This window comes from Serratia sp. JSRIV001, assembly GCF_019968745.1.
Taxonomy (GTDB): Bacteria; Pseudomonadota; Gammaproteobacteria; order Enterobacterales; family Enterobacteriaceae; genus Chania; species Chania fonticola_B.
The window spans coordinates 1932028-1954230 of record NZ_CP074147.1 but is presented as its reverse complement, the minus strand read 5'-3'; the positions used below and the strand labels follow the sequence as shown (position 1 = coordinate 1954230).

At 54.3% G+C, this 22203-nt stretch carries 19 protein-coding genes; 9 read left to right on the top strand and 10 right to left on the bottom strand.

Features of this window, described 5'->3' with window-relative positions; genetic code table 11:
* Positions 1–13 precede the first annotated feature (13 nt).
* Positions 14–595 carry a dCTP deaminase gene (dcd, locus tag KGP17_RS08915; protein ID WP_021805049.1) on the bottom strand — a complete coding sequence of 194 codons (582 nt, stop codon included), beginning with the start codon at positions 593–595 and terminating at the stop codon, positions 14–16.
* Between the two features lie 126 nt (positions 596–721).
* Positions 722–1363, bottom strand: a complete 642-nt coding sequence (gene udk / locus KGP17_RS08910; RefSeq protein WP_021180590.1) for a uridine kinase — start codon at positions 1361–1363, stop codon at positions 722–724.
* A gap of 256 nt (positions 1364–1619) precedes the next feature.
* Here udk and KGP17_RS08905 point away from each other — a divergent pair, with 256 nt between their 5' ends.
* Positions 1620–2261 (top strand): phosphatase PAP2 family protein, encoded by a 642-nt coding sequence (locus KGP17_RS08905; RefSeq protein ID WP_021805050.1) that lies wholly within the window; start codon positions 1620–1622, stop codon positions 2259–2261.
* A gap of 202 nt (positions 2262–2463) precedes the next feature.
* Here the strand turns inward: KGP17_RS08905 and apbC are convergent, their stop codons facing one another.
* Positions 2464–3576 (bottom strand): iron-sulfur cluster carrier protein ApbC, encoded by a 1113-nt coding sequence (gene apbC, locus KGP17_RS08900; protein WP_021805051.1) that lies wholly within the window; start codon positions 3574–3576, stop codon positions 2464–2466.
* Between the two features lie 160 nt (positions 3577–3736).
* Between apbC and metG the strand changes: the two genes are divergently transcribed.
* Entirely contained in the window at positions 3737–5767 is a 2031-nt protein-coding gene (metG, locus tag KGP17_RS08895; protein ID WP_071682555.1) for a methionine--tRNA ligase, read from the top strand.
* 343 nt (positions 5768–6110) lie between these two features.
* Here the strand turns inward: metG and KGP17_RS08890 are convergent, their stop codons facing one another.
* Positions 6111–6428, bottom strand: coding sequence for an endonuclease domain-containing protein (locus tag KGP17_RS08890; RefSeq protein WP_371822130.1), 318 nt, complete (start codon positions 6426–6428; stop codon positions 6111–6113).
* A gap of 276 nt (positions 6429–6704) precedes the next feature.
* Between KGP17_RS08890 and KGP17_RS08885 the strand changes: the two genes are divergently transcribed.
* The 7 genes from KGP17_RS08885 to sanA all read left to right on the top strand — a co-directional run bounded on the left by KGP17_RS08885 (position 6705) and on the right by sanA (position 14171).
* Positions 6705–7778, top strand: coding sequence for a sugar ABC transporter substrate-binding protein (locus KGP17_RS08885; protein WP_223499184.1), 1074 nt, complete (start codon positions 6705–6707; stop codon positions 7776–7778).
* A gap of 135 nt (positions 7779–7913) precedes the next feature.
* On the top strand, positions 7914–9137 hold the full coding sequence (locus tag KGP17_RS08880) for an MFS transporter (protein WP_223499183.1): 1224 nt from the start codon (positions 7914–7916) through the stop codon (positions 9135–9137).
* Positions 9138–9276: 139 nt separating this feature from the next.
* Positions 9277–9684 carry a CidA/LrgA family protein gene (locus KGP17_RS08875; protein WP_021805056.1) on the top strand — a complete coding sequence of 136 codons (408 nt, stop codon included), beginning with the start codon at positions 9277–9279 and terminating at the stop codon, positions 9682–9684.
* Positions 9681–10376, top strand: coding sequence for a CidB/LrgB family autolysis modulator (locus KGP17_RS08870; protein WP_223499182.1), 696 nt, complete (start codon positions 9681–9683; stop codon positions 10374–10376). Before KGP17_RS08875 ends, KGP17_RS08870 begins: the two co-directional genes overlap by 4 nt.
* Positions 10377–10513: 137 nt before the next feature.
* Positions 10514–11398: a cytidine deaminase gene (gene cdd / locus KGP17_RS08865; protein WP_021805058.1), complete on the top strand. Its 885-nt coding sequence runs from the start codon at positions 10514–10516 to the stop codon at positions 11396–11398.
* A 157-nt stretch (positions 11399–11555) separates the two neighbouring features.
* Positions 11556–13253 (top strand): NAD-dependent malic enzyme, encoded by a 1698-nt coding sequence (locus tag KGP17_RS08860; protein WP_223499181.1) that lies wholly within the window; start codon positions 11556–11558, stop codon positions 13251–13253.
* Positions 13254–13418: 165 nt separating this feature from the next.
* Positions 13419–14171 (top strand): outer membrane permeability protein SanA, encoded by a 753-nt coding sequence (gene sanA, locus KGP17_RS08855; protein ID WP_074028798.1) that lies wholly within the window; start codon positions 13419–13421, stop codon positions 14169–14171.
* A 99-nt stretch (positions 14172–14270) separates the two neighbouring features.
* Here the strand turns inward: sanA and KGP17_RS08850 are convergent, their stop codons facing one another.
* The 6 genes from KGP17_RS08850 to yeiB form a co-directional block, all read right to left on the bottom strand.
* Positions 14271–15425 (bottom strand): IS481 family transposase, encoded by a 1155-nt coding sequence (locus tag KGP17_RS08850; protein ID WP_371822129.1) that lies wholly within the window; start codon positions 15423–15425, stop codon positions 14271–14273.
* 460 nt (positions 15426–15885) lie between these two features.
* On the bottom strand, positions 15886–16896 hold the full coding sequence (mglC, locus tag KGP17_RS08845; RefSeq protein ID WP_021805061.1) for a galactose/methyl galactoside ABC transporter permease MglC: 1011 nt from the start codon (positions 16894–16896) through the stop codon (positions 15886–15888).
* Between the two features lie 11 nt (positions 16897–16907).
* Positions 16908–18416, bottom strand: a complete 1509-nt coding sequence (mglA, locus tag KGP17_RS08840; RefSeq protein WP_209555385.1) for a galactose/methyl galactoside ABC transporter ATP-binding protein MglA — start codon at positions 18414–18416, stop codon at positions 16908–16910.
* A gap of 127 nt (positions 18417–18543) precedes the next feature.
* On the bottom strand, positions 18544–19536 hold the full coding sequence (gene mglB / locus KGP17_RS08835; RefSeq protein ID WP_021180577.1) for a galactose/glucose ABC transporter substrate-binding protein MglB: 993 nt from the start codon (positions 19534–19536) through the stop codon (positions 18544–18546).
* 257 nt (positions 19537–19793) lie between these two features.
* The gene (galS, locus tag KGP17_RS08830; protein ID WP_059200304.1) at positions 19794–20831 is read right to left on the bottom strand and encodes an HTH-type transcriptional regulator GalS; all 1038 of its coding nucleotides are present in this window, start codon (positions 20829–20831) and stop codon (positions 19794–19796) included.
* 129 nt (positions 20832–20960) lie between these two features.
* Complete coding sequence (gene yeiB / locus KGP17_RS08825) at positions 20961–22142, bottom strand: DUF418 domain-containing protein YeiB (RefSeq protein ID WP_094983263.1); 1182 nt, start codon at positions 22140–22142, stop codon at positions 20961–20963.
* Positions 22143–22203 lie beyond the last annotated feature (61 nt).

Below are 22203 nucleotides of genomic sequence, written 5' to 3'. Positions count from 1 at the left end.
TACCGGTTCGCTGTTAATCCTTGTCAATACGACTGGCCACGGCCCCTTGCTGATCCCTGTATTTCGCGTCCTGGCGGCTATTGTATGGCCGTGACGCAGGCCCGGAAAGCGGTTCAAAACTCAGCGCACCGATCAACATGCCAGGGCGTAATGCCAACGGCAGCTTACCTGAATTATAGAACTCCAGCACAATACAGCCTTGCCAGCCTGGATCGATACGGTGTGCGGTAACGTGCACCATCAATCCCAGGCGGGCTAACGAAGAGCGGCCATCGAGCCAGCCAACCAGATCGTTGGGGATGGTGACCGACTCCAGCGTCACCGCCAGCGCCAGTTCACCCGGATGGAGGAAGAAAGCTTCGCCTTCCGGCAGCACGATTTCATCGCTCATTACGCGGTCTAGAGCGGCGCTCACTTCATCCTTTGGGCCACTGAGATCGATAAACGCAGCGGTATGGCCACGGAACACGCGGAACTGATTGCCCAGACGGACATCCACTGTGGCCCCGTTAATGCGCTCAATGGGAGGACGCGGTGAAATCACCAGTTTTCCGTTATCCAGCCAGGCTTCGATATCGCGGTCGCACAGTCTCATTATTTTCTCCATTCCATCAAGGCGCATAAACTTATACGAAAATTGCCACACAACGGGCTCAAGGTCTATGTCGGGACTCAAATAGTTCGTTAAAGACCAGCAAAAACAGGCTGGCCTGTTAAGGACTTATTCAAAGAATTGGCTGATTTTTGCCTTCAGGATATCTATCGCGATACGGTTTTTACCCCCGCGCGGTACGATAATATCGGCGTATTGCTTCGAAGGCTCAATAAACTGCAGGAACATTGGGCGGACGGTTTTCTGGTACTGCGCCATTACGGAATCCATGGAGCGGCCACGCTCATTCACGTCGCGCTTCATGCGGCGCATCAGGCAAATATCCAGTGGGGTATCGACAAAAATCGAGAAGTTCATTTCCTGGCGCAGGCGGATATCCGTCAATAACAGGATCCCTTCCAGGATGATGACTTTCTTGGGTTCGAGATGGATCGTCTCTTTCTTACGCGTATGTTCGGTGTAGCTATACAGCGGCAACTCAATCGCCTGGCCGGATTTCAGCATTTGCAGATGCTGGAACAACAGGTTGTGATCCATGGCGCTGGGGTGGTCATAGTTGGTTTTGACCCGCTCTTCCATGGTCAGGTGCGTCTGGTCTTTGTAGTAACTGTCTTCCGGGATCACACCGATATGTTGATCGCCAACCTGATCGCGGAGTTCGCGGTATAACGTACTGGCAATAAGGCTTTTTCCGGAGGCTGATGCGCCAGCTATACCAATAATGACGCACTGATGCGACTTGTCAGTCATAAAATTAAAGACCTGATTTCATATGTGGGGAAAGGGGGTATAAAACAGGTCAATTATAGGGAGTTAGTGCTCTCGGCGCCAGCGTTTAGACGGTAAGGCGGGAGATTATCCCCACAAACCGGCGTAATTGACATACAGAGTATCTTTTGCCGGAGGATTTAAGATTTTTTACGCTACTGCAAATCGGCGACTCAGGGTACAATTCACGCCATCATCAAGACCGTCTTCGATCCTATTTCTTAGAGTAAAACCATACATGAACTGGCATTTCCTGACATTCTTTGGTGACAGCATGCTGCTGCTGCCCTGCGCAGCCATCGTCTTTATTATTTTACTCCTGTCCCCTACCAGCAGAAAACCGACCTGGCAATGGATGCTGCTGTTTGGTGGCGTGGGTGCCGTAGTTTGCGTATCGAAGCTGGCGTTTATGGGCTGGGGTATCGGCAGCAGCCACTGGGATTTTACCGGGTTCAGCGGCCACTCGGCCCTGTCTGCCAGTATCTGGCCGGTGTTGCTGTGGTTGCTCTGTGGGCGTTTCTCGTCGCCGGTCAGGCGCACCGCGGTGATCGTCGGCTATCTGTTGGCCGCCGCGGTAGGGTATTCACGTTTGGTGATACACGCCCATTCCACTTCTGAGGTGATCACCGGTCTGGCACTCGGCTTTATTGTCAGCAGCACCTTCTTAATGCTGCAACGTGGCACGCAGCCACCACGGCTGTCCTACCGCAAAATTGCCGTTACGCTGGCTCTGCCCCTGGTCCTGATCAATTCCGGCACTGCAGCACCGACCCAGGGGTTACTGGAAAGGATTGCCGTGACTATTGCGCCAGTAGAAAAACCTTTTGTGCGGGCTGATTTGCACAAAAAACCACAGGTTTCAGCACCTCAGAGTCGTTAATGCCCCCTCACCCTAACCCTCTCCCACAGGGAGAGGGGACATAACGTGCCACAGCGTTAATTACTACATCTAACCTCAACATCCGTCGAATACGTTTGCCACAGATTGACTCCTGTACGTCAACGCATCTCCATACTGCTCCCTCTCCCTGTGGGAGAGGGTTGGGGTGAGGGGACAAAGCGGGCGCGTAATTCTGGGCGTATTAGAGCGCGCGGAAAGAGATCTCGGTAGGGATGGCTTCCCCCTGCCAGTACATCTGAGCCGCAACGCGCCCCGCCAGTTGACGGTACATTTCGGCAAACTCGCTGTCCGGGCGGCTGACCACGGTCGGTTGCCCGCGATCCAGATCTTCTCGCAACGAGATATGCAACGGCATCTGCCCCAACAGGCGGCTATGGTATTTCTGCACCAGCTTCTCTGCCCCACCGGTACCGAAAATTGGTTCGTGATGACCACAGTTGCTGCACACGTGCATGCTCATGTTCTCAACGATGCCCAATACCGGCACATGCACCTTTTCGAACATCACAATGCCTTTAGCGGCATCAAGCAAGGCGATATCCTGAGGCGTCGTCACCACCAGCGCACCGGTCACCGGGATATTCTGCGACAGGGTCAGTTGGATATCCCCGGTCCCCGGTGGCATATCCAGTACCAGATAATCCAGATCCGGCCACAGCGTATCCTGCAACAGTTGCAGCAGCGCCTTGCTGGCCATCGGCCCGCGCCACACCATGGCGTTGTCGTCGGTCACCAGGTAGCCGATTGAGTTGGTCGCTAAACCGTGCGCCATGATCGGAGCCATATGCTGTCCGTCCGGCGAGGTTGGGCGTTCATGTTCAGTGCCCAGCATGTTGGGGATCGACGGGCCATAAATGTCCGCATCCAGGATACCCACTTTGGCACCTTCGGCGATCAGCGCCAGCGCCAGGTTGACCGCGGTGCTGGATTTCCCCACCCCGCCTTTGCCTGAGCTGACGGCAATAATGTTACGCACACCCTTCACCCCGGCCTGGTCGTTGGCGCGTTTCAAGGTGGTGATATCGTGCTTCAGCTTCCATTCGATAGCCTGAACGCCGGTCACGCGCAGCAGTTCGGCGCTTACCGATTCTTTCAGCGCCTCAAACCCACTTTGCCAGGCAAACGGCATGACTAACTCGATATGCAGGACATTGTCCAGCAGCGTACAGTGGTGAATGGCTTTCAGTGCGGTCAGGTTGTTTTTTAACGTCGGGTGTTCGAAGGCGGCCAATACTCCGGTCACCAGGGCGCGCAGAACTTCAGGGTTGGTCTGCTCAGGGGATTTGGCGTTCATCCCGGCTCCTTGATTTTGAATGGGTAGCAACCCGATAAGCATATCAGAACTGCAGGGTAACTCGCTCGTATAACCCGAAAGAAACCGCCCTAGCAGCAGAGAGCGCGATCGGGTAACATCAAAGACCCTTTTCACTCATTAAAGAAAGCAACTTTTCATTATGGCTCAAGTCGCGAAAAAATTATTGGTGACGTGCGCGCTACCGTACGCAAATGGTTCCATCCATCTCGGCCACATGCTCGAGCACATCCAGGCAGATATCTGGGTTCGTTACCAACGAATGCGCGGCAACGAAGTTCATTTCATCTGTGCGGATGACGCGCACGGTACGCCAATCATGCTCAAAGCACAGCAGATGGGTATCCCGCCAGAAGAGATGATCGCGGAAATGAGCCGCGAGCACCAACAGGATTTCGCCGGTTTTGGCATCAGCTATGAGAATTATCATTCGACCCATAGCGAAGAAAACCGTGAACTGTCAGGTATCATCTATGGCCGCTTGAAAGAGAACGGTCATATCAAGCGACGCACCATTTCTCAGCTTTACGATCCTGAGAAAGGCATGTTCCTGCCGGATCGTTTTGTGAAGGGCACCTGCCCGAAATGTAAATCTCCGGATCAATATGGCGATAACTGCGAAGTTTGTGGCGCAACCTACAGCCCAACCGAGCTGATCGACCCTAAATCCGTGGTTTCCGGCGCCACTCCGGAAATGCGTGATTCTGAACACTACTTCTTCGACCTGCCCGCTTTCAGCGACATGCTGCAGGCCTGGACACGCTCCGGCGCGCTGCAAGAGCAGGTGGCAAACAAGATGCAGGAATGGTTCGAATCCGGCCTGCAACAGTGGGATATCTCCCGCGATGCGCCGTATTTCGGCTTCGAAATTCCGGATGCTCCAGGCAAATATTTCTACGTCTGGCTGGATGCGCCAATCGGTTACATGGGTTCGTTCAAGAACCTGTGCGATAAACGCGGCGATCTGGATTTCGACGAGTTCTGGCGTAAAGACTCCACTACCGAGCTGTATCACTTCATCGGTAAGGATATCGTCTACTTCCACAGCCTGTTCTGGCCAGCAATGTTGGAAGGCAGCGATTTCCGCAAGCCAACCAGCCTGTTTGTGCACGGCTATGTGACGGTGAACGGCGCCAAGATGTCCAAGTCGCGCGGCACCTTCATTAAAGCTGGTACCTACCTCAAGCACCTGGATGCCGATTGCCTGCGTTATTACTACGCCGCCAAGCTCTCTTCACGCATCGACGATATCGACCTGAATCTTGAAGACTTCGTGCAGCGCGTGAATGCCGATATCGTGAACAAAGTGGTCAACCTGGCTTCCCGTAACGCTGGCTTTATCAACAAGCGTTTTGCCGGGCAGTTAGCCGACCACCTGGCCGACCCTGCGCTGTACCAGACCTTTGTGGATGCTGCCACCAGCATTGCGCAGGCCTATGCCAGCCGTGAAACCAGCCGGGCGATCCGCGAAATCATGGCGCTGGCCGATCTGGCCAACCGCTATGTCGATGAGCAGGCTCCTTGGGTAGTGGCGAAAGAAGAAGGCCGAGACGCCGATCTGCAAGCTATCTGTTCGATGGGCATCAACCTGTTCCGCGTGCTGATGACCTACCTGAAGCCGGTTCTGCCTGCGTTGACCGAACGTGCCGAAGCGTTCCTCAACTGCGAACTGAGCTGGGATGGCATTGAGCAGCCGCTGCTGGGCCATCAGGTGAGCACCTTCAAGGCGTTGTTCAACCGTATCGATCTCGACAAAGTGAATGAAATGGTCAATGCATCAAAAGAAGATCTGGCCGCCAGCCAGAAGGTTGTCAGCGGCCCGCTGGCGGACGATCCGATCCAGGACACCATCAGCTTTGACGATTTTGCCAAGGTCGATATGCGTATTGCGCTGATCAAGAGCGCCGAGTTTGTTGAAGGTTCTGACAAGCTGCTGAAGCTGCAGTTGGATCTGGGTGGCGAATCACGCCAGATCTTCTCCGGTATTCGCTCTGCCTACCCTGATCCTTCACTGCTGGAAGGGCGTTTGACGATTATGGTGGCCAACCTGGCGCCGCGTAAAATGCGCTTTGGCGTTTCCGAAGGGATGGTGATGGCGGCTGGCCCTGGCGGCAAGGAGATCTTCCTGCTCAGCCCGGACAGCGGCGCACAGCCTGGTATGCAGGTTAAGTAAACTTCTGTAATATCGAGAAAAGTCCCCTCACCCTAACCCTCTCCCACAGGGAGAGGGGACTGATCGAGTTCGTTGATTTTCCTGAGTCATACCCAACCTTTCTTCTTATTCATTTCTTTCCGATCTAGTAATACCTATCGAGTTCTTTGATTTCTCTGAGTCATACCCAGCCTTTCTTCTTATTTATTTCTTTCCGATCTAGTAATACCTATCGAGTTCGTTGATTTCTCTGAGTCATACCCAGCCTTTCTTCTTATTTATTTCTTCCCGAAGCAGCACGGACTAATTATATGCTCCGGGCAGCCCCCTCGCCCTACGGGAGAGGGTTGGGGTGAGGGATATCTCAGAAGCCAGAATGAGGGGAAACACGATCCTGCAAATGCCATAAAATCACCTGTCTCACACCCTCCCAATTAAGTAAAACCTCATCATTCCAAAAACGAATCACGGTAAAACCTTGCTGCTCTAGAAAATAGGTGCGCTGCTGATCATATGCCACCTGCCCCGAATGCTGACCACCATCCAGCTCAACAATCAGCTTCGCCTGCCAACACGCGAAATCAGCAAAGAAAGGCCCAACCGGAAATTGCCGTCGGAACTTAAACCCCGCCAAGCGGCGATCGCGCAACTGCAGCCACAAAGCTTGTTCTGCCTCTGTCATATCAGATCTTAAACGGCGCGCCTTAATCAGCGTGATTGCACTCTTCATCAGCCAAGATTAGCGCCACCAGCACCGTCGATCTCCCGGTTCCTGCCAAAACTGCGCAACCCATCCAAACCAATCGTTATATCACCTGAGAAAAATTCATAAGCCTGCGGATTCCCAATTGCCAGGCATCTGGTTATGATGCTGCATTGCACCAAATAGACGTCTAGACAGAAAGATATCTAAACATCCAATTTTACCGGGTACTCTTCACCTGCTTCGGAGCCAATAATGAAAACGATAAAGACCTCACTGCTCGCCCTCAGCCTGCTGACCAGCCTGCCCCTGCTGGCCGCTGAAGCCACGCTTGCCCCCGTTCCTGACGCTATTGCTCAGCATCAAGGGCAGATCCGTGTGGCGGTGATCCGTAACCTGGGTTCCGATGACAACACCACCCAGTTTTTGGCCGGAGCAATCCAGGAGGGGCGCAAGCTCGGTTTCAAGGTCGATACCTTCCTGAGCAACGGCGATGACGCGCGTTTTCAGGACTTCGTGAACCAGGCCATCAGCCAGAAATATGACGGCATCATTCTTTCTCAGGGCCGCGCGCCCTATTCCACCGATCTGGTCAAGCGCATCGCTGCGGCAGGTATCGCGGTGTCGGCCTTTGATACCGACGTTAGCGGCGAGATCCCCGGCGTCACCGTTTCCCAACAGGATGATGCCTCGCTGGCCAATCAATCCTTCGGCCAGTTGATCAAAGACTTCGACGGTAAGGCCAACATTATCAAGCTGTGGGTTGCAGGCTTCCCGCCGATGGAGCGCCGCCAGGCCGCTTACCAGCAATTGCTCAAGCAAAATCCAGGCATTCATGAGTTGGAATCGATCGGGGCGGTTTCCTCTGACGTCCAGGGCGATACCGCCAATAAAGTCGGTGCGGTGCTGGCCAAATACCCGAAAGGTAAAATTGATGCCATCTGGGGCACCTGGGATGCCTTCAGCCAGGGAGCCTATAAGGCGCTGCAAGAAAATGGCCGTACCGAGATCAAGCTCTACAGCATCGATATCTCCAACCAGGATCTGCAACTGATGCGCGAAGCCGGTAGCCCGTGGAAGGTCAGCGTCGCGGTAGATACCAAGCTGATCGGAGCCGTCAACCTGCGCCTGATTGCCAACAAGCTGGCGGGTGAGCCAACGCCTGCCACCTATCAGTTTAAAGCCGCGGCCATCCCACAGGCCTTGCTGGTCAGCCAGACCGGTCCAATCAACGTAGCCTCGCTGGGTAAAATTATTCCAGGCTGGGGCAGCAGTGAAGATTTCATCCAACCCTGGTTTGCCACCCTGCAGGCCAAATCCGGCAAATAATGCTGTTTTACCGAGGGGCTACAGACGTAGCCTCTTTTTTTTAAACAATTTTTCCGTTCGCCCCTTCTCAGCACCTCAAAATAAGCTACTGTAGTTGCACTGACGTAATAACTGTATGCATCAACAGGTTTGGTTATGAAGGGATTCCCCCCACTGATTAAGATATTGCTGGCAAGTTCGCTGGTGCTGACCATAGGCCGTGGCGTCACGCTGCCCTTTATCACCATTTACCTGACCGAGCATTTCCACCTGCTGCCGAAAAGCGTGGGGATTATCTTGGGCGTCAGCCTGACTATCGGCATCATCAGCAGCTTTTATGGCGGCTATCTGGTCGATCGCTTTAATAAAAATCCACTGATCCTGCTCGCCATCCTGCTATTTTCACTGAGCTTTTTTGCTATCCCATGGGTCTCGCACCCCGCTGGCGTTATCCTGGTGCTGGCCATCTTACATACCGCCTATGCGGTGCTCAGCATCGCCATCAAGGCCTGCTTTGCCAGTTGGTTGCCGGTAAACCAGCGTATCAAGGCCTTCTCGATCAACTATACGCTGGTGAACGTCGGCTGGGCCGTCGGCTCATCATTGGGCGTGATGGTAGCCGGTTACAGCCCACTGCTGCCGTTCTACCTGTCCGGCGGGTTGGCGTTACTGACTGTGATAACCCTGAGCTTCCGCCTGCGCAGCTATCCATCGCCACCGATAGAAGACACCGGCAACACTCCACCGTCGGTTCTCAACTTCCGCCAGACGTTGAATGTGCTGCGCAGCGATCGGCGGCTGATTTATTTCACTCTTGGCAGCACGTTAGGCGCGGTGGTGTTTGGCCAATTTACCGGCTATCTGTCGCAGTATCTGATCCTCGTTAGCGATGCCGAATTTGCTTACAAAGTGATTGGCGTGGTGATGATCGTCAACGCCTGCATCGTGATCGCCCTGCAGTATCTGCTGAGCCGCGGTATGCGCCAGGACAACATGCTGCGCTGGCTGATGCTGGGCACGCTGTTCTTCGTCCTGGGGCTGATCGGCTTTATGCTGGCAGGGCTTTCGATATGGCTATGGGTGCTGGCCATGGCGATTTTCACCCTGGGGGAAATCATCGTCATTCCGGTTGAATATATGTTTATCGACTTTATCGCCCCGCCGCACCTGAAAGGCAGCTATTACGGCGTACAGAGTCTGAGTAATCTGGGTGGTGCCATCAACCCGGTGATGTGCGGTTTCCTGCTGAGCTATGCGCCACCGCCGGTAATGTTCCTGGTGTTGATCGCCGCCGCGTTGTTCAGCCTGCTGTTCTTCTTCCTCGGCCATCGGTTAGCGGAACAGCAAAAGCCACTAGCCAGCCTGAGCAGCGCGGAATAGCCTGGCCCGCTACACTTAAGGCGGGCCACAATCTTGCCAAAATGGCATGATAGGCATAGCGAGAATTCATGATGCGTTTTGTGGCGTAGCTCACAGTTTAATTGTATGATGAATACGTCAACATCAACGAGAATGCACTATGGGCAACCTATTTAACCTGTGTTGGAAATATGTCAGGGCGATCGTGCTGATCTACCTCAGCCTGTTCGCCGGTAACGCCATTGCGGCGCTGCTGCCGATCGCCATCCCCGGCAGCATTATCGGGATGTTGATCCTGTTTGCCTTGCTCTCCTCACAAATTTTACCGGCCAAATGGGTCAAGCCTGGCTGCCATCTGTTTATCCGTTATATGGTGCTGCTGTTCGTGCCAATCGGCGTCGGCATCATGAAGTATTACGACCAGATAATTGACGATCTGGCTCCGCTGATCGTGTCTTGCCTGATCAGTACGCTGCTGGTGTTTGTGGTGGTTGGCTATACTTCACATTACTTCCATCGCGAGCGTCCCATCCTCGGTAAAGCAAAAAATGCGGAGGATGAACAATGATGCAAAATATCTGGTGGTCCTTGCCGCTGACCCTGGTGGTATTTTACGCGGCACGCAAGCTGGCGCAAAAGCTCAACATGCCATTGCTGAACCCATTATTGGTCTCGATGGCGGTGATTATCCCGCTGCTGTTGCTGACCGGCATTCCTTATGAACGCTATTTTCAAGGCAGCAAAATCCTCAACGATCTGCTGCAACCGGCGGTGGTCGCCCTTGCTTTTCCGCTATACGAGCAGATCCATCAGATCCGCGCGCGTTGGAAATCCATCATCACCGTCTGCTTTATTGGCAGCATGACCGCGATGATCAGCGGCGGTGCCATTGCCCTGCTGATGGGGGCCAAACCTGAAATTGCCGCCTCGATCTTGCCAAAGTCGGTGACGACCCCAATAGCCATGGCGGTAGCCGAGTCGATTGGCGGCATCCCGGCCATCAGCGCGGTGTGCGTGATTTTTGTCGGAATTCTGGGGGCGGTTTTCGGCCATTCGCTGCTTGGCCTGTTACGGATCACCACCAATTCATCGCGCGGTTTGGCGATGGGGACCGCCTCGCATGCGTTGGGTACAGCACGCTGCGTAGAAATGGATTACCAACAGGGCGCATTCAGTTCGCTGGCTTTGGTTATCTGCGGGATTATCACTTCGCTGACCGCGCCGTTCGTATTCCCGATACTGCTGCGGCTGTTTGGTTAACGGCTTAAAACCTGCGATACATCTCGCATTTATAAGTTTCATTGCAGTTGTTTCATTAAAAAATAGATACAAGTCACATTTTGTTGTGGGCCGGTTGCCTAGAATGTTAACCCGTTAACTTGTAGAGAGACTTCCTTATGCATTCTCGCTTTCACTCCGCCTACAGCGAATTGCCTGCGGCCTTGCAATCCGCCCTGCTGCCCTATTTAGATGCGCCTGATTTCGCAGCCATGTTCAAGGCCGAGCAGATTGCGGCGATCAAGCAACAGTGCGGGTTGGATGACGATGCTCTGGCCTTTGCTCTGCTGCCATTGGCGGCGGCCTGCTCGTTAACGCCGATTTCGCATTTCCACGTTGGGGCGGTGGCGCGTGGCGTCAGCGGCAACTGGTATTTTGGTGGCAACATGGAATTCCGTGGTGCACCTATGCAACAAACGGTGCACGCGGAACAGTGCGCTGTCACGCATGCCTGGCTGCGTGGCGAAGCCAAGCTGGTTGCGGTCACCGTCAACTACTCGCCTTGCGGCCACTGCCGCCAGTTTATGAATGAGCTTAACAGCGGCACCGAGTTGGAGATCCATTTGCCTACACGGGCAACCGCCACTCTGGGTGATTACCTGCCTTACTCCTTCGGCCCGAAAGATCTGCAAATCAGCGAGTTGCTGATGGATCCGGTCGATCACGGCTTCCAACTGACGCTGGATGATGAACTGGCGAAAGCGGCTCTGGATGCCGCCAACCGCAGCCATGCCCCTTACAGCACCGCCCATAGCGGCGTAGCGCTGGAAGCCGAAGACGGCAAGGTTTACGCTGGCCGCTATGCAGAAAACGCCGCGTTCAACCCTAGCCTGCCGCCATTGCAGGCCGCACTGATCCTGATGAATGTCTCCGGTGGTGATTGCCAGAAAGTACGCCGTGCCGTATTGGCCGAAGCGGAAGGCGCAATCCTGACCCAGTGGGATGCCACCCGCGCCACCCTGGCGGCCTTGGGCTGCGAAGACGTCCAACGCGTGACCTTCTGATCCCTCAGGCGGAGCCACCGTGCTCCGCCGCAATCCGGCTAAAAAACCAGCAACAAGCGACAATTCCTCATTATTTACTAACAAATGCTGTACATATTTTGCCGATATCTTAGGATCGGCAGTAATAAAGCTTACCCTAGGCAAAGAGTAGAAACTGATGGAACTGGAATACGAAAGCAAACGCCCTCTCTACATCCCCTACGCTGGCCCCATTCTGTTGGAATTTCCGTTGCTGAACAAAGGCAGCGCCTTTTCCGAAGAAGAACGCAGTAACTTCAACCTGCACGGCCTGCTGCCGGAAGCGATAGAAACCATCGAAGAACAGGTGGAACGTGCTTACCGTCAGTATCAGGATTTCAAGAACGATAACGACAAGCACATCTACCTGCGCAATATCCAGGACACCAACGAAACGCTGTTCTATCGCCTGCTGGATTCGCACCTGAGCGAGATGATGCCCATCATCTATACGCCAACCGTGGGCGAAGCCTGCGAGCATTTCTCTGACATCTATCGCCGCGCACGTGGGCTGTTTATCTCCTACCCGAACCGCGATCGCATCGACGATATGCTGCAAAACGCCACCAAGCAGAACGTTAAGGTGATTGTGGTCACCGACGGGGAACGCATCCTTGGCCTAGGCGACCAGGGCATCGGGGGCATGGGTATTCCTATCGGTAAGCTCTCTCTGTACACAGCCTGTGGCGGCATCAGCCCGGCCTATACCTTGCCGGTGGTGCTGGACGTGGGCACCAACAACCCGCAGCGCCTGAACGATCCGCTCTATATGGGGTGGCGTCATCCACGTATTTCTGGCGACGAATATCACGCCTTTGTGGAAGAGTTCATCCAGGCGGTGAAACGTCGTTGGCCGAACGTGCTGTTGCAGTTTGAAGATTTTGCCCAGAATAACGCCACGCCGCTGCTTAATCGTTATCGTGATGAGCTGTGCTGCTTTAACGACGATATTCAAGGCACCGCCGCAGTGACGCTGGGCAGCCTGATCGCCGCCAGCCGTGCCGCTGGCAGCCAACTGCGCGATCAAACCGTCGCCTTCCTGGGGGCAGGTTCCGCAGGCTGTGGGATTGCCGAACAGATCATCGCACAGATGAAATCCGAAGGGCTGAGCGAAGAAGAAGCCCGCTCTCGCGTGTTTATGGTTGACCGTTTTGGCCTGCTGACGGATAAGCTGCCGAACCTGCTCGATTTCCAGAGCAAGCTGGTGCAGAAAAGTGCCAATCTGGATCAATGGCAGGTGGAAAGCGATGCGATCTCCCTGCTGGAAGTAGTGCGCAACGCCAAGCCGACCGTGCTGATCGGCGTCTCTGGCCAGCCGGGGCTGTTTACCGAAGAACTGATCCGTGAGATGCACAAGCATTGCCCGCGTCCGATCGTGATGCCGCTGTCCAACCCAACCTCCCGCGTGGAAGCCCGGCCAGAAGATATCATCACCTGGACCGACGGTGCTGCACTGGTCGCCACTGGTAGCCCGTTCTCACCGGTAACCTATAAAGACCAGCTGTTCCCGATTGCCCAGTGCAACAACTCCTATATCTTCCCGGGGATTGGCCTTGGCGTATTGGCTGCAGGGGCAAAACGGGTCACCGATGCCATGCTGATGGCCGCCAGCCGAGCCCTGGCCGACTGTTCTCCGCTGGCTACCGACGGCCACGGCGCACTACTGCCGAATATCGATGATATTCAAGGCGTATCCAAATGCATCGCGATGGAAGTGGGCAAAGCCGCTCAGTTGCAGGGTGTAGCAGTGGTGACGTCGGAAGAGGCGTTGTCTAAAGCCATCGAGCATAACTTCTGGCGTCCGCAGTATCGTATCTACAAGCGTACCTCGTTCTAAGTTCCTCACCGGGCCTGTTAGTCAGGCCCGGTTATCACGCCAAGACCAGATTTTGCTGAAAAATGCAGCGTAACACCTGCGGTAAACGGCTCATTGCTTGCGTCTGCCGGGCAGGTAAAGTAGCCTTGAGTCTTACTTTAGCCCTCGTTCGCGCAAGGCATCAACATGTGGAAACGCCTGATAATTAGCCTGTTCATCATCATTTCGGTGCTGATGCTGTCGGCTATCGCGCTCGATCGCTGGATAAGCTGGAAAACCGCGCCTTATATTTACGAAGAAATGCAAACGCTACCACATCGTCAGGTGGGGGTGGTGCTTGGCACCTCCAAATATTACCGTACCGGAGTGCTTAACCAATATTACCGCTACCGTATTCAAGGGGCGATCAACGCCTATAACAGCGGTAAGGTGAAGTACCTGCTACTGAGCGGCGATAATGCCCAGCAAAGCTACAACGAACCGATGACCATGCGCCGCGACCTGCTGGCCGCTGGCGTTGCGCCTAGCGATATCGTGCTCGACTATGCCGGTTTCCGTACCCTCGACTCCATTGTCCGTACGCGCAAGGTGTTCGATACCAACGACTTCATCATCATCACCCAGCGATTCCACTGCGAGCGCGCCCTATTTATCGCCCTGCATATGGGTATCCAGGCGCAATGCTATGCGGTACCTTCGCCAAAAAATATGATGACGGTGCGCGTGCGCGAGATCTTTGCTCGCCTGGGTGCCCTGACCGATCTGTATATCCTCAAGCGTGAGCCCCGCTTCCTTGGCCCATTAATCCCGATATCTGCGATGCACAAGGTGCCGGAAGATGCACCGGGTTACCCGGCTGTGTCGCCGGAGCAGTTGGTAGAGCTGGAGCACAAGCTGGCGGCGGAGAAGCTTAAGGCCCAGCAGCAGAAGAAGAGCTGAGTTCACCTCACGCTCCAGCGATTGCCCCTCACCCTAGCCCTCTCCCTGTACAGACCGGGGACATGGTAGACAGGTGTTCAAGGACATGGTGAACACTTTTTAACATCCTTTACCCATGATGATCGACCTATTTCTCAGGTCGATCATCCCCACTTTCGTGCTGTACCACCATATCTCGTAGTAGCCCTCTCTCTCACTTTCCTTCAGCCCGACATATTCACCGATAAAGGCCTTGCCCACTTTCAGACCCATCCCTTTCAGGCTTAGTTTTCCACTGACATCCACTTTCCTGACCAGGACCCCCTCGTCATACTCGGCTGCCGCCGGATTGCCATTGTATTGTCGCGATGAAGGCTGATAACGGGACGCTGGCACCGCCATTGACAGGGCTTCGTGTGGGCGTTCCAGGTTGTAGGTATCTCGCCAGGCGTCGAACACCTCCTGCAACTGCGCGGCATGGGTAAACCACCGTCCCTGCAGGAGCTCTGCCTTCAGGCTGCGGTGGAAGCGCTCCAGCTTACCCTGAGTCTGAGGATGATAAGGCCGAGAGTGACCCACCCGGATACCCTGACGCATCAGCCACAGTTCCAGCGCGGTCCAACTGCCCGTCGTGTCGCCCCAGGGGGCACCATTATCCATGGTCATTCTCTCCGGCAAGCCATAACGTTCGAACACCGCTATCAACTGTGACTGCACGGTGACACGTCGCTCGTCCGGGCAGTGCGCCAGACAGAGCGAGAAGCGCGAATGGTCATCCAGCAAGGTCAGCGGATGACAACGCCCTTCGGCGAAGGGGAAGTGGCCTTTAAAGTCCATCTGCCAGAGTCGGTTCGGGGCGTTATGTTCAAAGCGTCCGACGGTGGGCGCCGGTGACGGACCGCCCGGTAGCAGGTCATGGCGGCGCATGAGGTTATGCACGGTGCTGGCGGCCGGTAACGTATGCCCCTGCATCTCGAGCCACCGCTTGAGCTTGCGTGCGCCCCACATCGGATGGGCCAGGTGTGCAGCGCGGAGATGTTGGACAACGGTGTCAGAGGTTCTGCTGGGGGAATGGTGTGGCACTCGAGAACGTTCGTTCAGACCGGCGCGCCCATCAGAGTGCCAGCGATGTAACCACTTGTATGCGGTAGCAGGCGCTATGCCGAACTGACGGCATAGCGCACGGATATTAGCGCCTTCTTGCGAGGCGAAAAGCACAAACTCGGTACGTAATGACATGGCAGATCTCTCATCCCACGGCATAAGCAACTCCACTCAGAAGTACTCATACCTATGTTGTAAGTGTCTACCATGTCCCCGAACAAGTGTTCATGATGTCCCCGGTCTGTACACTCCCACAGGGAGAGGGGACCGTACGTGCCACAGATTAACTCCTGCGTCTGACCACAACACCGAATGCGTCATGGCCACAAATAAACTCCTGTCCCTGAACGCAGCTCCGTTCTGCCCCCTCTCCTTTTTGGGGAGAGGGGACCGTATGTGCCACAGATTAACTCCTGCGTCTGACCACAACACCGAATGCGTCATGGCCACAAATAAACTCCTGTCCCTGAACGCAGCTCCGTACTGCCCCCTCTCCTTTTTGGGGAGAGGGTTGGGGTGAGGGGGAACAGCGACGAATGGAATAACAGTAAGATGGCATATCTGCCGTGTTACATAGCAAAAGCAAAACGGCCAGCAGATGCTGGCCGTTAACGTAAAGCGCAAAACAGACTTATTTTTTCTTGGCGTACTTCAGGGAGTCCAGCGCTACCGCAAAGATGATAATGCTCCCCTTGATAATGTACTGCCAGTAAGGGTTCACGCCGATATAGGTCAGGCCGTAGTTGATGACGGTAAAGATGATCACCCCGGTCACCACGCCCAGCACCGTACCTACCCCACCGGCGAACGACACACCGCCGACCACACAGGCCGCGATTGCATCCAGTTCATACATAAAGCCGAGGTTGTTGGTGGCGCTACCGATACGGCCTGCCTCCAGTAAACCGCCAAAGGCGTAGAACACCCCGGACAGCGCATAAATCATGATCAGGTTCAGCGGAACGTTGACGCCAGAGACTTTCGCCGCTTCCGGGTTACCACCGATGGCGAAGATATTCTTGCCAAAGCGGGTTTTATTCCACAGCACCCAGACAAAGGCGATCGCAATAATGGCGTAGAAGGTGATATAGGACAGCTTGAAGTCACCGAATCGCAAGAACCCTTGGGCAAAGGTGGAGAATTTCGGATCGAAACCGGCCACCGGTGAAGCCCCCACGTAATCGTAATACAGGGAGTTAATCCCATACACGATGATCATGGTGCCCAACGTAGTGATAAACGGCGTCACGTTGAGATAGGCGATAATCAAGCCGTTGACCAGGCCAATCACCGCGCCCACGGCGCAAACCAGCAAGATCACCAGCGGGATCGACCAGGTTTCCATATGCGGGAACACTTTGTTGACGTTATCCATCGATTGCAGCAGGGTCGCGGCAATTACCGCTGCCAACCCTACCTGACGCCCTGCAGAAAGGTCTGTCCCCTGCGTGACGATCAGCCCGGCCACGCCCAGCGCAATGATAATACGCACCGAGGATTGGGTCAGGATATTACTCAGGTTCATCAGGCTTAAAAAGGTGGGGTCCTGGATAATAATAATCGCCAGTAACACCAACAGGACCAGATAAATGCCACCTTCTTTAAAATAGGTGAACAAGGTTTTTTTATTCAGTGCGCTCATAATTACGATCCTTAAAGATGCAAGGAGGCTAGCCGCAATATTTCATTTTGCGAGGTCTGTTTGGTATTCACAATGCCCGCAACCTGACCATTACTCATCACCAATATTCTGTCGGTAATTCCCAAAAGCTCCGGCATTTCGGAAGAGATTATAATGATCCCCTTGCCCTTCTTCGCCAATTCGGTCATTAACTGGTAAATTTCAAACTTGGCCCCCACGTCGATACCGCGCGTTGGCTCATCCATCATCAGGATTTCCGGCTGTGTCAGTAGCCAGCGGCCAATGATCACCTTTTGCTGATTACCGCCGGAAAGCGAACCGATATTGGTATGGTGGCCCGGCGTTTTCACCCGCATGGCATCGATCACCCATTGGGTGTCGCTTTTCATCCGGTTATTATCCAGCAGGCCCATCTTGTTTTTGTATTGGCGAATATTGGCAATCAACGAGTTAAAGCCAATATTCAGGTAAGCATAAATACCGGTGGAACGACGCTCTTCCGTCACCAGGGCAAAACCGTGGTTGATGGCTTCGTTAGCACTGTTATTGTTGATATGTTTACCGTGCAGCTTGATGGTGCCGGCCACCTTTTCGCGGATGCCAAACAGGGTTTCCACAATATCGGTGCGCTTGGCGCCCACCAGCCCGGCAATGCCCAGGATCTCTCCCTGATGCAGATCAAAGGAGATATCGCGGATCGAAGGCTGGCGCAAAGAGGTCAGGCCTTTCACCTCTAAAATCACCTCACCCGGCGTATTCTGACGATCGGGGAAACGCTGGCTCAGCGAACGCCCAACCATCATTGAGATAATCTTGTCCATATCCAGCCCTTCCAGCGGCTGGGTGGCGATCCATTGGCCGTCGCGCAGAATGGTGATTTCATCGCATAGCTGGAAGATCTCTTCCATCTTGTGCGAGATATACACGATGCCGCAGCCACGTTCTTTCAGCTTACGAATAATGGTGAACAGATGATTCACCTCCTTCTCGGTCAGAGAAGAGGTTGGCTCATCCATAATCACAATTTTAGCGTTGTAGGAGAACGCCTTGGCAATTTCGATCATCTGCATCTGGGATACCGACAGCGTGCCGACTTTGGCACGGGGATCGATATCAATATCCAGTTCGTCGAAAATTTCCTTGGTGTCTTTGTACATCTTGTCCTGATCGACAAACAGCCCTTTGGTGGGATAGCGACCCAGCCACATGTTGTCCATCACGGTACGTTGCAATACCAGGTTCAGTTCCTGATGTACCATCGAAACGCCCTGCTCCAACGCCTCTTTGGAACTTTTGAAATCGACTTCCTGCCCCTGAAACAGAATACTGCCGGAATCTTTATTATAAATGCCAAACAGACATTTTAATAAGGTGGATTTTCCGGCGCCGTTCTCCCCCATTAGTGCATGAATGGAGTTTGGACGTACGCGTAAATTCACTTTGTCTAATGCCTTTACGCCGGGAAACGACTTACTGATATCCGTCATTTCCAGTAGCCACTCACGAGAGTTTTCGGCCATAAATAGTCCTGGCTAATTCTGGAACCAGCACTCTCCCAAGCTGGCTTGCAGCAGTGGAGAATTAACGGGTTCTTCTAATAAGTTCCCCCGCCTAAATACCGGCGGGGGCATTTCTCTCTATCTCGGGTTATTTCACAAACTGAGACAGGTTATCTTTATCTACACCCACGTAAGGAATACGTACGATTTTATCGACGATCTTCCATTGGGTGCCGTCAGCAGCAGGTTTGCCCGCGGCCAGGTTCTTCGCCAGATCGAAGGTCGCCTTTGCCTGATTGTCGGCATCGTTCAGCACGGTACCGGCCATCGCCCCGGACTTCACCATTGCCAGTGCTTCTGGCAGGGCATCGACACCAAAGACCGGAATGCTGCTCTTGTTGTGAGCTTTCAGGGCTTCAACCGCCCCCATGGCCATCGCATCGTTGTTAGCGATTACCACTTCGATCTTGTTGGCGTTAGGGCCAGACAGCCAGGCGTCCATCTTGTCTTTAGCCTGAGCGGTATCCCACATCGCGGTGTCCATCTGCAGTTGCTGAGTCTTATCGCCTTTTTCATTCAGCGTTTTGATCACGTAGGTGGTACGCGCTTCTGCGTCCGGGTGGCCTGGTTCACCTTTCAACAGCACATATTGGATCTGACCGTCTTTGTTCAGATCCCAGGCTGGGTTGGCTTTCCAGTGTTTGGCAATCAGCTCGCCCTGGATCACGCCAGACTCTTTAGAGTCGGTACCAACGTAATAGGCTTTGTCGTAGCTATCCAACGCCTTGCGGGAAGGTTCTTTGTTGTAGAACACCACCGGGATATCGTTGGCACGTGCCTTGTCAATCACCACCGGAGCGGCGGCCGGGTCCACCAGGTTGATCGCCAGCGCTTTTACGCCTTTGGCAATCAGTACGTCGATCTGGTCATTCTGCTTGGACTGGTCATTCTGTGAGTCATTCATCAGCAGCGTGACATCCGGAGAGGCCTTGGCATCTTTTTCGATCGCCTTACGCACCACCGACATAAAGTTGTCGTCATATTTGTAAATCGTGACGCCAATGCGGGTATCAGCATGCGCAGCTGCGCCAAACATCATGCTTGCGGCCAGCGCGGCCAGGGTGAAAACCTTCTTATTCATTGTCTGTCTCCGGTTTGTAGAGGATCGTACTCGGTATTAAGCCTTTAGCCACAATGCACACAGTTGGGCGTGGCAGTTTCAAAAGAATTCCTGTCATCCGTGTTGCTTGTTATTCCTGTGATGCTGTGTCAGCGCCAGATTAAAAGCTTGGCTGGCAAGAGCCTTTGCGCTGGAAAACGACTAGAGCATAGACGGCACTATGTTAATAATCTGTGAATTTTCTCACAGATTGAAAACGGTTACACACTATTAAATGTTCAGAGAGTGACCGAAGCCTCACTTTGCCACGGCGCTACAGAATGGCGGCGTACCAGCGTCGGCATAAACAGGTGTGAAGCCTGAGGTTCAAGCTGCCCGGCAGCGCCCTTCAGCGCCAGCTCGGCAGCCAGGGTGGCCATTGAAACGATCGGATAACGGATGGTGGTCAGCTTGGGGCTGGTATAGCGGGCAATGGGGATATCATCAAACCCCACCAGCGAGAAATGCTGCGGCACTGTGATACCGTTTTCTTTCAGTACCGCCATCGCACCGGCTGCCATGGCGTCGTTATAGGCGAACACGGCGCTAAGGTGCAGGTTGCGACCCAGCAGTTCAACCATCGCTGCCTCACCCCCCTGCAGGTCCGGTGAACCATAGGCACGCCAGCTATCCGGTGGGGAAAAACCTGCCGCGGCCATCGCCTGGCTATAGCCTTGCTGGCGCAGCGGGCCGTCTTCGATGGGGTGATCGGAACCCAGGTAACCGATCCGTTGATGCCCCTGCGAGAGCAGCAAGCGCATGGCAACTTCAGCGCCAAACACATTATTCAGGCCAACGCAGCGGTGCTCGTAGCCCGTTACAATTCTGTTAATTAACACCATGCCCGGGATCTGATCCATAAAGGCGATCAGTTCCGCGTCACCTAACGCTTTTGCATGAACAATCAAGGCATTGCAGCGTTGACGGATCAGCACCTCGATGGCATGGCGCTCTTTGTCCGCCTGATGGTAACTGTTGCCGATAAGCAGGTATTTGTGGTTTTGCTGCGCCACTGTGTCTACCGCTTTCACTAACGCGCCGAAGAACGGATCGGAGACATCCATCACCACCACGCCCAGCGTTTCACTGCTCTGGGTAGCCAAAGCCTGCGCGTTGGCGTTTGGCCGATAACCCAGTTCCGCCACCGCCTTCAGCACCTGTTCGCGGGTCTCTTTGCTGGTCAGGGCACTGTTGTTCAGCACTCGCGAGACGGTAGCGACGGACACACCCGCACGCTTCGCCACATCGCGAATGGTGGTTGAATGCACAGAATTCATGAAACGTCCCGAGGTCGACAGAGTAGACAGTGGCGCTATCCTACCCCGTTTGTCATCCTCCTCAGCGTGAATTACGTCACAGGAAAGAAAACGTTTACATACAATTTTTTAACCTACCTGCGCCAGATCTCATTTTGTCGGCTGACGTAGACTTTCGCCCGCAGCAAGGGAAGTCAGCTTGCGCCATAGCCATTCCATCGGGCCCTGCGCGAAGTACCGCAGCCACAGTGTGGAAAACAGCAGGTTAGCCAGCCACACCAAGGGAACGACCGCCAATAGCTGCAAACGGTCGAGCTGTTGATAGAGGCCAAAATGAAAGAACAGCGTGCTGCAAATCAGGGTTTGTAGCAGATAATTACTTAGCGCCATCCGCCCAACCTGGGTTAACCAGTGGCTGATACGCAGACGGGAAAGCGTTGGCCAAAAACCGTAGACCAGAGCCAGGTAGCCAATAGCCTGCAGCGGCGAGCCCAACTCACGCGGCACCTGCAGCAAAAAGCCACTCCAGCGATAATCCCAATTCAGCTGCCACTGCAGCAGCACACCGGGCAACTGGATCAGCAATGAAAGCGGTATCAGCCAGGCGGCCTGACGGCGGTAATAAGCAGGCGAATAGCTGTTACGCAGCCAACCGCTGCGCATCATGCCTGCACCAAACAGCATCAGCCCGGCCAGTTGCCAGCCATACTGCGCACCGATGGCTATCAGGCTGGAAGAGAGCAGATCCAGACGGCTGCGCCAGGCTTCCGGTCCGCCTTGCAGCTTCCAGAACTTCTCGTACTGCAATTCGGCCACGCTCGGCTGCCAGAAACTGCCCGGCTCACCGTGAGAGATAAACCCTAGCAGCAACAATACCGCCACGCCGATCAGATACAACACCGCCCCTGTTTTCAACAGGGTGAAGGTATTCTGCGCGTCGCGGATCATCCTCCAGCACACCAGGCCGATCAGCCCGTAGGCCAGCAGGATGTCCCCATCCCATAAGAAAATGGCGTGCCCCAAGCCAATCAGGACCAGCCAGGATAACCGGGCACGGATCCAGACTTTGCCCCGCCGTAATAGCAGTTGCAGACCGGCACCAAACAGCAGCGCGAACATGGCCAGGAACTTGACCTGAGCGAACAGATCCAACAGTGCCCAGGTCCAGACATCGCGTGTAGAGGGCATACCCAGATAGGCAGGGTTGAGATAGGCGGCTTTCGGCAGGCCAAACGCGCTGATATTCAGCAACAGAATGCCAAGGATGGCGATACCGCGTACGCAGTCCAGCGTAGCAATGCGTGGTAGCCGGGGAGTTTCGTTAGCGTTCATGTTCTTCCGCTGTATTTCTATCAGTAAAAAGGCGCCCACAGGCGCCTTCATCGTCATAGCT

Excerpts from the sequence above, each read along its gene's own strand:
- dcd (WP_021805049.1), bottom strand. The coding sequence starts at position 595 with ATGAGACTGTGCGACCGCGATATCGAAGCCTGGCTGGATAACGGAAAA.
- udk (WP_021180590.1), bottom strand. The coding sequence starts at position 1,363 with ATGACTGACAAGTCGCATCAGTGCGTCATTATTGGTATAGCTGGCGCA.
- KGP17_RS08905 (WP_021805050.1), top strand. The coding sequence starts at position 1,620 with ATGAACTGGCATTTCCTGACATTCTTTGGTGACAGCATGCTGCTGCTG.
- apbC (WP_021805051.1), bottom strand. The coding sequence starts at position 3,576 with ATGAACGCCAAATCCCCTGAGCAGACCAACCCTGAAGTTCTGCGCGCC.
- metG (WP_071682555.1), top strand. The coding sequence starts at position 3,737 with ATGGCTCAAGTCGCGAAAAAATTATTGGTGACGTGCGCGCTACCGTAC.
- KGP17_RS08890 (WP_371822130.1), bottom strand. The coding sequence starts at position 6,428 with ATGACAGAGGCAGAACAAGCTTTGTGGCTGCAGTTGCGCGATCGCCGC.
- KGP17_RS08885 (WP_223499184.1), top strand. The coding sequence starts at position 6,705 with ATGAAAACGATAAAGACCTCACTGCTCGCCCTCAGCCTGCTGACCAGC.
- KGP17_RS08880 (WP_223499183.1), top strand. The coding sequence starts at position 7,914 with ATGAAGGGATTCCCCCCACTGATTAAGATATTGCTGGCAAGTTCGCTG.
- KGP17_RS08875 (WP_021805056.1), top strand. The coding sequence starts at position 9,277 with ATGGGCAACCTATTTAACCTGTGTTGGAAATATGTCAGGGCGATCGTG.
- KGP17_RS08870 (WP_223499182.1), top strand. The coding sequence starts at position 9,681 with ATGATGCAAAATATCTGGTGGTCCTTGCCGCTGACCCTGGTGGTATTT.
- cdd (WP_021805058.1), top strand. The coding sequence starts at position 10,514 with ATGCATTCTCGCTTTCACTCCGCCTACAGCGAATTGCCTGCGGCCTTG.
- KGP17_RS08860 (WP_223499181.1), top strand. The coding sequence starts at position 11,556 with ATGGAACTGGAATACGAAAGCAAACGCCCTCTCTACATCCCCTACGCT.
- sanA (WP_074028798.1), top strand. The coding sequence starts at position 13,419 with ATGTGGAAACGCCTGATAATTAGCCTGTTCATCATCATTTCGGTGCTG.
- mglC (WP_021805061.1), bottom strand. The coding sequence starts at position 16,896 with ATGAGCGCACTGAATAAAAAAACCTTGTTCACCTATTTTAAAGAAGGT.
- mglA (WP_209555385.1), bottom strand. The coding sequence starts at position 18,416 with ATGGCCGAAAACTCTCGTGAGTGGCTACTGGAAATGACGGATATCAGT.
- mglB (WP_021180577.1), bottom strand. The coding sequence starts at position 19,536 with ATGAATAAGAAGGTTTTCACCCTGGCCGCGCTGGCCGCAAGCATGATG.
- galS (WP_059200304.1), bottom strand. The coding sequence starts at position 20,831 with ATGAATTCTGTGCATTCAACCACCATTCGCGATGTGGCGAAGCGTGCG.
- yeiB (WP_094983263.1), bottom strand. The coding sequence starts at position 22,142 with ATGAACGCTAACGAAACTCCCCGGCTACCACGCATTGCTACGCTGGAC.